The organism is Brevibacterium sp. LAARM2_SD2 (assembly GCF_057364785.1).
In genome coordinates this window covers 79,843-93,168 of the sequence record NZ_JBNFOM010000005.1, presented here as the reverse complement: position 1 = coordinate 93,168, position 13,326 = coordinate 79,843, and the positions used below count along the sequence as shown (strand labels likewise).

Genomic DNA, 13,326 nt, shown 5'->3' with positions numbered 1-13,326 from the left:
GCTCGGCGGTTCCGAGGGGCTGTGCCCCATGGACTAGAATCGAGGCATTATGGCCACGACTGATCACGCTTCCGAAATCGCCAACCTCCGCAGCACCTATCAGGCGATCCTCGACGTCTCCGACCTGCCGACTCTGCGTGACGAGGTCGCCGAGCTCACCGAGGAAGCATCGGCCCCGACGTTCTGGGACGACCCCGATTCGGCGCAGAAGACCTCGGCGAAGCTTTCGCACAAGCAGGGCACGCTCGAGAAGCTCGAGAAGTTCGGGGAGCGCATCGACGACGCCGAACTCCTCATCGAGATGTCCGAGGCCGAAGGCGACTCGGATTCGCTCGTCGAAGCCGAACGCGACATCGCCAAGCTCAAGGATCAGCTCGGCGAGCTCGAGATCTCGACCCTGCTCTCCGGCGAATACGATGAGCGCTCGGCGGTCGTCACCGTCCGCTCCGGTGCCGGCGGCGACGACGCGACGGACTGGGCGCAGATGCTCATCCGCATGTACATCCGCTGGGCCGAGGGCCGCGGCTACAACGTTCAGGAACTCGACACCTCCTACGCCGAAGGCGCCGGCATCAAGTCCGCGACGATCCAGGTCAACGCCCCCTACGCCTACGGCACGCTGTCGGTCGAGGCCGGCACGCATCGCCTCGTGCGCATCAGCCCCTTCGACAACCAGGGCCGCCGCCAGACTTCCTTCGCCGCCGTCGAGGTCGTCCCGCTCATCGAGTCGACCGACCACATCGAGGTCGACGAGAACGACCTGCGCATCGACGTCTACCGGTCCTCGGGGCCCGGCGGCCAGTCCGTCAACACGACCGACTCCGCTGTGCGCATCACGCACCTTCCGACCGGCGTCGTCGTGAGCATGCAGAACGAGAAGTCGCAGATCCAGAACAAGGAGGCCGCGATGCGCGTCCTCCAGTCGCGGCTCCTCGAGCGCAAGCGCCAGGAGGAGGCCGCGCAGAAGAAGGAGCTCGCCGGCGACATCAAGGCGAGCTGGGGCGATCAGATGCGCTCGTACGTCACGCACCCCTACCAGATGGTCAAGGATCTGCGCACCGGGTACGAGGTCAACAATCCCCAAGCCGTGTTCGACGGCGACCTCGACGGACTCATCGAAGCGGGCATCCGCTGGCGCAAGCAGCAGGAGAACGCCGAGGAGGAGTGACCTCTCCGACCCACCCCCTCGGCGCACCGACCCCACGGCACCACCGCCTCGGCGCGGGTGAACGCATCGTGGTGGGACTGTGAACTTCATCAGATGCGCAACACACGCCCCGCCGCCTCCGCGCACATCACGGAACTGTTACGTACAGTGGAAGCGGCCGAGCCATCCGCGACACGATTGAAGACCCTCTTGATCACATTCGACTCCGTTTCGAAGTCCTACGACACCCGCACCCGGGCGGCCCTCGACTCCATCTCGTTCGAGGCTGACCGCGGGGAATTCGTGTTCCTCGTCGGAGCCTCGGGATCGGGCAAGTCGACGGTCATCCGCCTCATCCTCCGCGAAGAGGTGCCGACGAAGGGGCGGATCTCCGTGGCGGGGAAGTCCGTGGTGAAGATGCCCTCCTGGCGGGTCCCCTACCTGCGCCGCGGCATCGGCACGGTGTTCCAGGACTTCCGGCTGCTGCCGAACAAGACGGTCTTCGCCAACGTCGCCTTCGCCCTCCAGGTCATCGGCAAGTCACGGGCGTCGATGTCGACGCTCGTGCCCGACGTCCTCGAGACCGTGGGCCTGGCCGGCAAGGAGAAGCGCTACCCGTACGAGCTCTCCGGCGGTGAGCAGCAGCGCGTCGCGATCGCCCGCGCCGTCGTCAACAAGCCCGGGATCCTCCTCGCCGACGAGCCGACGGGCAACCTCGACCCCGTGACCAGCGCTGACATCATGTCGGTGCTCGAGAAGATCAACCGCAACGGCACGACCGTGCTCATGGCCACCCACGACGGGGAGATCGTCAACCGGATGGCCAAGCGGGTCATCGAACTCAAAGAGGGCCGCATCGTCCGCGACGTCGAGCACGGCACGTACGGAGTCGCCTCATGAGGGCCGGCTTCATCCTCTCCGAGGTCGGATCGGGCCTGAAGAAGAACTTCTCGATGGTCCTCTCCGTCGTCCTCGTCACCTTCGTCTCCCTCCTCTTCGTCGGCGCCGCGATCCTCCTGCAGATGCAGGTCGGGCAGATGAAGGACTACTGGTACGACCGCGTCCAGGTCTCGATCTTCCTCTGCCCGCCGGACTCCGAGGCGACGAACTGCGTCGACGGCGAGGTCACCGACACGCAGAAGAAGAACATCGAGGACGCGCTCGCCAGCTCCGATCTCTCCCCGTACGTCGACACCGTCTACTTCGAGGACAAGGCCGAGGCCTACCAGCGCTTCCAGGACCAGTTCGCCGGCACGAGCCTCGAGGGCACCGTGCCCGAGGAGGACATGAACGAGTCCTTCCGGGTCAAGCTCAAGGACGCCGAGCAGTACCAGATCATCAACGAGTACTTCTCCTCGACCCAGGGCGTCGAAGAGGTCGTCGACCAGAATCAGCTCCTCGACCGCCTCTTCGGGGTCCTCAACGTCGCCACCGTCGTTGCGATCGCGATCGCCGGCATCATGCTGCTGTGCGCGATGCTGCTCATCGCCACGACGATCCGCCTCTCCGCGTTCGCCAGACGCCGGGAGACGGGGATCATGCGCCTCGTCGGCGCCTCGAACTCCTTCATCCAGCTCCCGTTCCTCCTCGAAGGGGTCATCGCCGCAGCGATCGGCGCGGGACTCGCTGCCGGCTCCCTGGGCCTGCTCGTCCACTTCGGGGTGAGCGGCTGGCTGCAGGACCAGGCGACCGGCTTCAGTCTGATCTCCGGCGTCGACGTCCTCATCGTCGCCCCGATCCTCCTCGTCATCGGCATCGTCATGGCCGGTGCCTCGTCGCTCATCACACTCAACAAGTACACGAAGGTCTGAGATGAAACGCAGGCTTCCCCTTCTCGTCACGGCTGCTGTGCTCGCCGTCGTCATGCCGGTCACCTCGGCGACGGCCAACCCGCGCGACGACAAGAACAAGGTCGACGAACGCGTCAAGGAGCTCCAGCAGGAGTTCGAGGGCCTCGACGAGGACCTCGCCCGGGTCATCGCCGAACGCGACGAAGCCCAGGAGGCCCTGCCCGCCGCGGAGGAGGCGTCCCAGAAAGCCGACGACGCCCTCGCCGAGGCGGTGCAGAAGGATGAGGACCTCGCCGCCCGTCTGACCTCGGCGGAGAACGCGCAGTCCGACCTCAAGGACGAGATCCAGCAGGGCACGGACGAGATCGAGCAGAACCGCACGGCCGCGGCGCGGATCGGCCGGCAGGCGTACCAGAACTCCGGCATCACCTCCGACCTCGCGATGCTGCTGCAGATGGCCGAGGGCACGAGCGCCGACGGCGGCATCGGCCGCGTCGACTCCGCGGTGCGCTCCCAGCAGCGCACGATCGATGACCTCTCGGAGCAGCGTGCGCTCAACGAGAACAACGAGGAGCGCCTCTCCGGGGTCACCGATGAGATCTCCGATCTCAAGGATGAGGCCGCCGAGGCGGTCATCGCGAAGGAGGCCGCCCAGGCCGACGCGAAGAAGAAGGCCGACGACCTCAACAACCTCATCTCCGCCAAGGACGACGCCGAGCAGACGATCTCGGACAACAAGGACAAGACCGAGCAGCAGCTCGCCGATGAGAAGGCGGAGCAGGATCGGCTCGCGAAGGAGGTCCGCGAGTGGGAGAAGGAGCAGGAGGCGAAGGGCAACTTCGTCTACGGCGACGGTGTCCTCGCCAATCCCGCCGAGGGCTTCCCGATCACCTCGCAGTTCGGCTACCGCATCCACCCGATCACGGGCAACCGGAAGCTGCACACCGGCACCGACTTCGGTGTGCCCTGCGGAACGTCGATCCGGGCGGCCGGTGACGGAGTCGTCGTCAGCGCCGGCTGGGCCGGCGGCTACGGCAACCGCGTCGTCATCTCCCACGGCAAGATCGGCGGCAAGTCGATCGCCTCGACGTACAACCACAACACGAGCCTGAGCGTGAAGGCCGGGCAGAAGGTGAAGAAGGGCGACGTCATCTCCCAGTCGGGCACGACCGGCGCCTCGACCGGCTGCCACCTCCACTTCGAGATCATGGAGAACGGCGGCTACGTCAACGCGATGCCGTTCATCTCGTAATCCGCACCTTCGGGCAGTCAGGGCGAGTGCGCCGGAACTGCAGATGGGATAGACTGGTGGGTCTGCGTGTGCAGGTCGGCGGCGGTCGTCGGACCGCCGGTGGAGCACGTCGGACACGAGCATTGCACGAGAGCATCGGACAAGAGGAGAGAGGAGGCCGGTCATGCCGAAGGACACCGGGAAGAAGGTCATCGCGAGGAACCGCAAGGCACGCCACGACTACCACATCGAGGACACGTGGGAGGCTGGCCTCGTCCTCACCGGCACCGAGGTGAAGTCGCTGCGTGAGGGCAGGGCGTCGCTGACGGACGGGTTCGCGCTCATCTTCCAGAACGAAGCGTGGCTGGAGAACGTCTACATCCCCGAGTACCTCCAGGGCACGTGGACGAACCATGCCGCCAGGCGTCGGCGCAAGCTGCTGCTCCACCGCGAGGAGATCCTCAAGATCTCGCAGAAGGTCAAGGAATCGGGGCGCACCCTCATCCCGCTCGAACTCTACTTCGAAGGGTCGCGGGTCAAGGTCAAGATCGCTCTGGCCCGCGGCAAGCGCGACTGGGACAAGCGGCAGTCGCTGCGCGAAGCCCAGGACAAGCGCGAGGCCGAGCGGGCGATGAAGTCCAAGCAGTACCTCTGAGTCCTTCACCGGACCCACCCGGGAATGCAATTGGCCCGGTCGGTGTTGAGAGAGTATGCTGGTGTTCCTGCCCGGCGGCAGAGCCTGTTCGTCCAGGTGATGTCGGTGAGCAGGATTGGCAACAGAATATGGGGATGATCGGTTTCGACGTTGGACACTGCGTCGGGAGAAGCGGGCCGAGAATGCAGAGTCATCTCGTTAATGTCCTCTGCAAAACAATAGGTGCTAAATCTGAAAACCGCACCGATTTCGCCCTCGCTGCCTGATAGAGCGCGAGCTGCGAATCCGTCAGCCTAGAGTTGCCTCTGCTCTAGATCCTGGCGTCGCTTAAGAGGCCACTGCTTCAGATGCACGTTGGGGGCATCTGAGGGACTCTTACCCAACTCCGTTCGTTGGTCTACGTGTTCGTGCGATGACCAGAACCTAAGAAACTGCCTCACGAACTGCGCCCGGAGAAGTCCTGACAATCTGCCGACGGACGCGGGTTCGATTCCCGCCATCTCCACTCATGTCACGGCCCCGGCAGCTCGGTTGAATCCGAGCTGCCGGGGCCGTTGTCGTCCCATCAGGCGCCGCGGACAGGATGTGTTCGCCGAGCCGGGCAACGGAGGTCGGCCGACCCCGGTCCGTCACGAGTTCACGCGGATGATCTCCTCCTGGTACGGCGCGACGACGGTGCCCGAGACGCGGAGGTCGAGGACGAGGAACTGTCGCTGCTCGACCGGTGCGGCCGCCCACTCGGCGACGACGTCGAGGTCGGCGAGCGAGCGCACGACGACACCCTGGGCGCCGGCCGCGGTCGCCAGCGCCGCGAAGTCGATCTCGTCGATGAGCATCGGGGGAGTGGCGAGGCCCTTGCGCCCGTAGAGGTGCACCTCGGCGCTGTAGGCGGCGTCGTTGAAGACGACGGCCATGCCCCGGCCGCCGGCTGAGCGGATCGCCGTGTCGAGGTCCGACAGCGCCATCACCCCACCGCCGTCGCCGGTGGTGAGCACGATCGTCGCCTCCGGGTTCGCCCGGGCGGCGCCGGCAACACTGTGCCAGCCGAGCCCGATCGACTGGAAGGCCGTGCCGACCATGGCGATCCGCTCCGGTGCCGAAGGCTCCCAGAACATGTTCGCCCACGCGATGAAGTGCCCGCCGTCGGAGACGACGACCCGATCGGCAGGCATGAGCTCGCCGAGGCGGGCGGCAGCGGCCCGAGGATCGAGGCGGCCGTCGGAGCCGAACTCCCCACCCCGGTCATAGACCCGATCAGCGGCGGTGTCGACCCGGCCCCGCCACGTTTCCGTCGGGCCGGTCAGTCCCCGCACCCGCTCCGTCAGCGCCTCCGCCGTCAGCCGCGCGTCACCGCGGATGAATCCGCCGACGCGGGCGTGCGTCGCCCGGTCGTCGACGTCGACCTGCCACACCGAGGTGGTCGGGCCGAAGAGCTCCCCGAACCGCATCGTGAACTGATTGAGCGAGGCGCCGATGACGACGGCGACGTCGGCCTCGCGGACGCGGGCCATCGCCGCAGGCGCCCCGAAGCCCCCGGCGACGCCGAGGTCGTGCTCGGCGGCGGGAAAGATGTTGCGTCCCAGCGCCGTCGTCACGGTCAGCGCACCGGCTGCCTCGGCGAGGTCCCCGAGGGCGGCACCGGCGCCGGAGAGCCACGCGCCCCGACCGGCGAGCAGGAGCGGGCGCTGCGCTGAGGCCAGGGCCGCTGCGAGACGGTCGAGGGCGGCACCGGCGGACTCACCGCCGGGCGCGAGCGGACTCGGCCTTCCCGGACCCGGCACCTCGGGGATCTCACCGATCTCGAGCGTCGCGACGTCATAGGGGATCGCGAGGACGACGGGCACCCGGTAGGTCAGAGCATGCTCGATGGCCGTCACCGTCGCGGCAGCGGCATCGACCCGCCCGACCGTGTACGTGCGCACCCCGACCGCTGACGCCATCGCGATCTGATCGACATCCCATGGGCGGGGACCCGAGGTCGGCTCGTCGCCGACGACGAGGACGAGCGGAACGCGGGCCTGCGCGGCTTCGGCCAGCGCGGTCAGCGTGTTGGTGAACCCGGCACCGTACGTCGTCGTCGCCGCAGCGAGGCGACCCGAGGTGCGGAAGTGGGCATCGGCGGCGACGACGGCGCCGGCTTCGTGCCGGACCGCGGTGTAGGTCGCCGAGGTGGAGGTGAGGAGGGCATCGAGGAAGTGGGCGTTGCCGTTGCCCATGAGTCCGAAGACGTCGTCGATGTGCCGGGAGAGCGTGTGCGCGACGTGCGCCGAGGTGTGCGCCAAGAGAGGGCCTTTCGAGAGATATGGAGAGTGGTCCATATATGTCTCGCGTGAGGCTTCGCGCTCCTTTTTCGAGCACCGGCCCCCGGGACGCTGATTGAGGCGCAGCGCCGGGAACCTGACAGGTACGAATATAGGGCGAAGCAGTCGTCTGCGCCAAGTCCGGGGAGGCGAACCGAGGTGAATGAATGTGCACCGATCAGGTGCGCAATTAACAAGTGAATTCTCGTTGAACGGCATCATGAAATCGCACTGATAAAGTCTGTGATAGATATTTCAATTACCGTATAGAACTCCTGATCAATCCACCTGAAAGGCGCTTTGATCGTCGACAAGGCGGTGCGCTCAGCGGGAATCGGCTGTGCGCCGCCGCACCTCCAGGTGCCTTGTCGAAATATCCTCGACTGTCATTCGCGCGGCGATCTTCAGGCGTGTCGAGGCCGTGCGGACGGTGCGCCGACGAGCCTGTGTCGGATGGTCAGTGGCCTTGTGATCAGGCATGGTATCCGTTCAGCTGTTCTGACAAATGAATTGTTTGACAACATTGCCATTGCAGGTGTGATTCACGCAATGAAACAGTCATTGATTGTTACGAAACGATAACGAGAGTTTCTCGCTAACTGAAATGAATGTTAATCTCATTGTGACAGGTATGCGTTATCGAGAACGCAGTGCCCGCACCCACCCTCTCATTCCAACACCCTTTATTGGCAATATCCTCTGCCGGAAAGCGACACATCGATGAATGTCAACAAGAAAGCCGTCCTCGCCGGCGGAGCCGCCGCGGTCCTCCTCATCGGAGGCGGCCTCACCTTCGCACGCTGGTACGACGAAGCATCCCTGGGCAACGAGGCGGCCAACGTCCAGTCCGGTGAGCTCAACTTCTCCATCGACAACCTCTCCTGCCAGTGGGCCAACGGCGGCGACAACGTCGTCCCCGGTGACCTCGTCGTGCCCGGCGACACCATGGAGTGCACCGGCAGCTCGCAGGTCGTGACGAACATCAAGGGCAAGAACCTGCGGGCCACCCTCACCGCAGTGCCCACCGGAGCCCTCGCGCAGCTCGTCGACGACGACTTCGCCGTGCTCAAGGCGACCGTCAACGGCAGCAGCGACCCGATCGTGCTCACCGCCGCCAACGACGGCGACACCTTCGACGTCGGCTTCTCCATCTACTTCAAGGAGTTCAAGGACTCCGTGGACAACTCCCTCAACCGGGACAACCCCGGCACCGACACCGCACAGTGGTGGGGCGAGGAGAACCAGAACACGGACTACTCCTTCAACACCGGCGACATCAAGCTGCAGCTGGTGCAGAACGACCGCTGACGGACAGTCCTCCGGCTCGCAGCGGCCGGAGGACGACGTTGTCGTCGGTGACCGGATGAGAGCTGTCGGATGAGAGTGCGCGTGATCGTGGCCCTTGCGGCCGCCTTGGTGCTGCTCTCGAGCGGGCTCGGCACGAGTGCCAGGTGGTATGAGGAGCTGCGCTTCGCCGACGATCCGATCACGGTGAACTCCGGCGAACTCGGCATCGCCTCGAGCGACGTCTCCTATCGGATCCTCGGCAGGTACCCGACCGACACCCGCTTCGAGGGACTGACCGCGTGCACCGCTCCGCAGGGCTTCGCGCACTGCGCCGAGGCGAGTGCTGCCCAGGTCCGGGACTTCCGCTTCATGCGGGGGGACCGGCTGACCGTGGAATCCCGATTCGACGTCACGGCGACCGGGACGAATCTGCGGTATGCGATCACGGTGACGCCGCTGCCGCAGACCCCTTCACCAGGGTGGACGAGTGAGGACACGGTCACACCGGGCGGTGTGCTCACCGGTGCGCAGACCGTGACAGTCGAGCGCACACTCGAGTTCTCCGGACCCGTCGGCGCCGGAGACTGGGCTGGGGCCTTCGGCGACGTCACGGTTCCCGACATCGCTGTGCAAGCCATTCAGGAGGACCGTTGAGATCGCAGATGTCGGACAGACAGCGCCCGAGGGCCCGCGTGCTCGCCGCCGTGTGCGTGCTCGCTCTCGTCGCCGCGGTCGTCGCCGTCGCGCTCGTGCCCAGCGGTGCCACGTTCGCGCGGTTCTTCGACGAGGCCGGTGACTCCTCGGGATCGACCCTGTCCTCCCAGCAGATTGCGGCGACGACCGCGGGTATCATCACGCCTGACTACGGCGACTGGAACTGGTTCGACCGACAGACCAACGAGACCTCGCTGACGGTGACGAACTCGTCACCGACGTCGATGGTCGCCACCGTCGCCATCGGATCCGTGGCGCTCACGGGAGCGAACACCGGTCAGGCGTCGGGGAAAGCGCGGGCGTACGTCATCGACCGAAACGGCGCGAAGCAGCAGATCGCCTCGAGCGTGACGACGACACGGTCGACGACCCAGTTCCCCGAGGCGAACCTCAGCTGGACGCTCGCGCCGGGAGCCAGCCAGAAGATCGTCGTCGGCGTCGAATCGAACTCGACTCAGCTCCTCTATCAGCGTCTCGTCGGAGCCGCAGGGGCGAAGTTCGACTTCCGCTTCGCTGTGAACTGGCGCGTCGACGGACTCTCGAGCGCAGAGACCGCCGAGCTCTATCCCCACGGTGCCCTCGGCCCGAATCCCGGCGACCGGGCGGCATGCCCGGCCGGAGCCACCGCAGCGCAGGAGTGCCGTGGCGTCGCCGCGACGGTGAAGCGACCCGTGGTCACGGTGGCGACCGGATCGAACACCACAGGTGCCTGCAGTGTGACCGACAACTTCGATCTCTCCCACACGTTTTCGGTGAACACGTCGACGCTGGCGGCCTACAGCGGACTGGCGAAGACGGCCCGGGAGCTGCAGGGCTCGAACCCGGGCAACTACGGGTCCTACGCGCCGATTCCCGATGTGGGGTCCGGATTCACCGGCACCAGCGTCGAGGTCGTCCGCCAGCCTTTCGAACTCGGAGCGGGCTACGACCTGAAGTTCACCTTCGTCATCCGCGGAACCGGGGGAGCCGGGAGCCATGTGCCCGGCCCGAACGGCGAACGAGCCACCCAGTCGCCGGTGTACATCCTGTCGATGAAGCGTGAGCCCTTTAGCCTCTTCCCCACCTGCAGCGTCAGTCTGGCGTCGCTATGAGAGGAGTTCAGCACATCAGCGATGTCCTTTCCGCCGCGAGGGCGCTGCGCAGGACGGTGACCGTGCTCATCTCGCTGGCCGTCGCCGGGGCGCTCGCCCTGGTCCCCGCCCCCGCCTCGGCGGTTGCCTGTCCGTCTTCGATCGATGACGCGATCCGGGTGTCCGAGACCGACGGGGGCGAGGAGACCGCGCCCGGCGATCTCGCTCGGGCCTTCCCCGATGTGCCCGAGCTGCTCGCCCCCGGTGCGGGTGCCGACGATGCGCTGGCGATCCGCTCGATCGCCGAGGTGCCGGTGACCGCGACGCTCCGGGTCGCACCGGAGACGACGCCGGTGGAGAACCCCGACCGCGACCTCCAGGTGACGATCACGTGGGCTGGTCGCACCGTCGCCGAGGGAACCTACCGCGACATCGTCGGAACGAGCATTGAGCTCGGCTCCCTCGCGCCCGGCGCCCGCGAGACCCTTGCCGTCGACGTCGCACTGCCGGCTGTCGAGGAGCGGGACAACGACACGCAGAAGCGCACGTGGCCGCTGCGTTTCACCCTCGGGGTCGGCGCCGGTGGCGAATGCGTAGCCACGGCCGACGAAGACGCGCAGGCCGACGTCCGCGCGGATGCAGCGTCGTCGGCGGATTCCGATGCCGGTGCCGATGACACGGCAGGCGATGACGATACGGCCGATGCCGACGACACCGCCGGTGCCGCAGCCGACGCCGACGGAACCGACGCTTCCGCGGCCGCCGGGGGAACCACCTCGTCGCAGGCGGCTACGGCCAGTGACGCCTCGGCGACGAGCACGGGCGACGGGGGAGGGGCGCTGCCGCGAACCGGTCTCGAGAGCGCAGGACTCGTCGCGCTCGCGGGCATCGCGATCGGACTCGGTGCAGTCCTCATCGCCGGCGCCCGCCGACGCGCGCGGAGAAGGGAGAGACGACGACATGACCGTGAAACCGACCGAGGTCGCTCACGCGGACGGAAGTGCCGACCGCCTCGGCGCCGCCCCCGTCAACCCGGACGCCGACCCGGTGGAGAGGCGGCCCCGACCCAAGCGCCGCCTGCGGACCGTCATCTCCTGGCTGTGCGGGGTGCTGCTGACCGCGATCATCGGGGTGCTCCTTGCCTCCGTCGTCGTGCCGCTCGCCATGGGTTGGGTGCCGCTCACGGTGCTCACCGGGTCGATGGAGCCGACGATCCCGCCGGGGTCGCAGGTCGTCGTCAAACCCCTGCGGCCGGAGCAGACCCAGGGGCTCACGAAGGGGCAGATCATCACGTACCTGCGCAAACCGGGCACGGACGACATGATCACCCACCGGATCATCGACGTCGCCGAGGTGGACGGTGAGACCGTCTACCGCACGCAGGGAGATGCGAACAATGCTCCCGACCCCGACCCGGTGCGCAGTGTGCAGGTGCGCGGCGTCGTCCGCTACCACGTCCCGCTCGTCGGCTATGTCGCGCAGCTGACGACTCCCGACCAGAAGCGCACGGGTATCTGGATCGTCGCCGGTCTCCTCATCGCCTACGCGGTGTGGGAGGTCTGCCGGCCGAAGCGGAAGGGCTCCGGCCGGCACTGAGCACCGGCTCAGCCCCTTACCGGCTCAGACGCTCCCGCCATGCGGCCATGATCTCCGGCGACGTCGGCTTCGAGACGAGTGAGCCGACGAGGTAGCCGAGCAGAGAGGCGAGCAGGCCGAAGTAGATCGCCTCGTTGGCGTAGATGTCGACGGTGATCATGATGACGATCGTCGTCACGGAGCCGAGGATCATTCCGGCCATGACGCCGACGATGGTGCCGCGGCGGAAGACGAGTCCGCCGAGGATCGGCACGAAGAGTCCGGCCACGAGCAGGTTGTAGGCGACGGTGAGGGCTTCGACGACGCTCGGCATGATGAGCGCGAGCGCCAGGGTGACGATGCCGAGTCCGATGAGGTAGATGCGCGAATCGCGCACCTCGTCACCGGTCTCGCGGACGAGCGACTGGGCGATCGTGCGCGTCGTTCCGGCAGAGGCCGCCGCATCGGCACCGCCCGTCCCCTCCGCGGTCTGCGCGACCGGCACGATCTGCCGCTTCGCGAGCAGCGGCTCGACGATGTCCTGTCGGCACACGGTCGACGCGGCCAGCAGCGACCCCGATGCCGTCGACATCATCGCCGCGAGGGCCGCGGCGAGGACGAAGCCGGCGACGACCGGGGACATCGAGGCATCGACGACGGCGACGAAGACATCGTCGGGCACCGCGATGCCGGGCACGATGCGCAGTGCGGCCATGCCGATGAGCGCACCGGCGACGGCGTAGAGCAGGCAGTACACGCCTGCCGACAGCCCGCCCCAGCGGGCGACGGCCGGTGTGCGGGCGGTGAACACGCGCTGCCAGATGTCCTGGCCGATGAGGAGACCGAGCGTGTAGATGAGGATGTAGCCGAGGATCGCCTGCCAGCCGATGCCCACCGGGGACGTCTGCTCGGGCGGGAGCACGGAGAACAGCTCGCCGAGGCCGCCGGCCCGCTGCAGGACGAGCGGAAGCATGATGAGGAAGATGCCGACGGTCTGGATGAGGAACTGGACGAAGTCGGTGAGCGTGATCGACCACATGCCGCCGAGCATCGAGTACGTGATGACGATGCCGCCGCCGATGATGACCGACCAGAACCTGTCGAGGTCGAAGAGCGCGTGGAAGATCGTCGCGTACGCCACCGTCGACGTCGTCGAGATCATCAGCCCGTACGCGGTCATGATCGCCCCCGACACGAGCCGTGAGCCCTTGCCGTAGCGCAGTTCGAGCATCTGCGAGACCGTGTAGATCTCGAGCTTCTGGATCTTCGGGGCGAAGAGCAGCGAGAGCAGGATGATACCGAGGCCGATGCTGAAGACGAGCCACATCCCCGACAGGCCCGCGGTGTAGCCGAGGCCCACCCCGCCGATCGTCGAGGCCCCGCCGAGGACGACGGCGGACATCGTGCCCGTGTAGAGCAGTCCGCCCAGCCGGCGGCCGGCGACGAGGAAATCGTCCTGGTTCTTCGCCTTGAATCGGCCCCAGATGCCGAAGCCGACCATTGCGGCCAGGTAGACGATGACTACGAGTGAGTCCACGGTGACTCCTTCTTTCCGTG

Annotated in this window: 12 protein-coding genes and 1 other RNA gene; 10 read left to right on the top strand and 3 right to left on the bottom strand. The window is 66.8% G+C overall.

Annotation, left to right across the window (positions count from 1 at the left end; genetic code table 11):
- Window positions 1-49: 49 nt before the first annotated feature.
- The 6 genes from prfB (at window position 50) to ssrA (ending at window position 5,331) form a co-directional block, all read left to right on the top strand.
- Window positions 50-1,168: a peptide chain release factor 2 gene (gene prfB, locus AC2W7K_RS05005; RefSeq protein ID WP_137826753.1), complete on the top strand. Its 1,119-nt coding sequence runs from the start codon at window positions 50-52 to the stop codon at window positions 1,166-1,168.
- A 189-nt stretch (window positions 1,169-1,357) separates the two neighbouring features.
- Complete coding sequence (gene ftsE / locus AC2W7K_RS05000) at window positions 1,358-2,047, top strand: cell division ATP-binding protein FtsE (RefSeq protein WP_137826750.1); 690 nt, start codon at window positions 1,358-1,360, stop codon at window positions 2,045-2,047.
- Window positions 2,044-2,958 (top strand): permease-like cell division protein FtsX, encoded by a 915-nt coding sequence (gene ftsX, locus AC2W7K_RS04995; protein WP_198499324.1) that lies wholly within the window; start codon window positions 2,044-2,046, stop codon window positions 2,956-2,958. Before ftsE ends, ftsX begins: the two co-directional genes overlap by 4 nt.
- 1 nt (window position 2,959) lies before the next feature.
- A complete protein-coding gene (locus tag AC2W7K_RS04990; RefSeq protein WP_198499323.1) occupies window positions 2,960-4,189 on the top strand; it encodes a M23 family metallopeptidase in 1,230 nt (409 codons plus the stop codon).
- A gap of 163 nt (window positions 4,190-4,352) precedes the next feature.
- Window positions 4,353-4,823, top strand: a complete 471-nt coding sequence (gene smpB / locus AC2W7K_RS04985) for an SsrA-binding protein SmpB (RefSeq protein WP_211978916.1) — start codon at window positions 4,353-4,355, stop codon at window positions 4,821-4,823.
- 130 nt (window positions 4,824-4,953) lie between these two features.
- Window positions 4,954-5,331: a transfer-messenger RNA gene (ssrA, locus tag AC2W7K_RS04980) on the top strand.
- Between the two features lie 121 nt (window positions 5,332-5,452).
- On the opposite strand, the gene AC2W7K_RS04975 is transcribed toward ssrA, so the two are convergent.
- Window positions 5,453-7,105, bottom strand: coding sequence for a thiamine pyrophosphate-binding protein (locus AC2W7K_RS04975; RefSeq protein ID WP_211978917.1), 1,653 nt, complete (start codon window positions 7,103-7,105; stop codon window positions 5,453-5,455).
- A gap of 738 nt (window positions 7,106-7,843) precedes the next feature.
- Between AC2W7K_RS04975 and AC2W7K_RS04970 the strand changes: the two genes are divergently transcribed.
- From AC2W7K_RS04970 to AC2W7K_RS04960, 3 genes are all read left to right on the top strand, one after another.
- Window positions 7,844-8,431 (top strand): alternate-type signal peptide domain-containing protein, encoded by a 588-nt coding sequence (locus AC2W7K_RS04970; protein WP_211978918.1) that lies wholly within the window; start codon window positions 7,844-7,846, stop codon window positions 8,429-8,431.
- Window positions 8,432-8,512: 81 nt separating this feature from the next.
- Window positions 8,513-9,064: a hypothetical protein gene (locus AC2W7K_RS04965; protein ID WP_211978919.1), complete on the top strand. Its 552-nt coding sequence runs from the start codon at window positions 8,513-8,515 to the stop codon at window positions 9,062-9,064.
- An 8-nt stretch (window positions 9,065-9,072) separates the two neighbouring features.
- A complete protein-coding gene (locus tag AC2W7K_RS04960; RefSeq protein ID WP_211978920.1) occupies window positions 9,073-10,215 on the top strand; it encodes a hypothetical protein in 1,143 nt (380 codons plus the stop codon).
- Between the two features lie 7 nt (window positions 10,216-10,222).
- Here AC2W7K_RS04960 and AC2W7K_RS04955 read toward each other — a convergent pair whose 3' ends face one another.
- Entirely contained in the window at window positions 10,223-10,585 is a 363-nt protein-coding gene (locus AC2W7K_RS04955) for a hypothetical protein (RefSeq protein ID WP_486005800.1), read from the bottom strand.
- Between the two features lie 569 nt (window positions 10,586-11,154).
- Here AC2W7K_RS04955 and AC2W7K_RS04950 point away from each other — a divergent pair.
- Window positions 11,155-11,790, top strand: a complete 636-nt coding sequence (locus tag AC2W7K_RS04950) for a signal peptidase I (protein ID WP_211978922.1) — start codon at window positions 11,155-11,157, stop codon at window positions 11,788-11,790.
- Window positions 11,791-11,806: 16 nt separating this feature from the next.
- Here the strand turns inward: AC2W7K_RS04950 and AC2W7K_RS04945 are convergent, their stop codons facing one another.
- Window positions 11,807-13,306, bottom strand: coding sequence for a sodium:solute symporter family protein (locus tag AC2W7K_RS04945; protein WP_249121032.1), 1,500 nt, complete (start codon window positions 13,304-13,306; stop codon window positions 11,807-11,809).
- Window positions 13,307-13,326 lie beyond the last annotated feature (20 nt).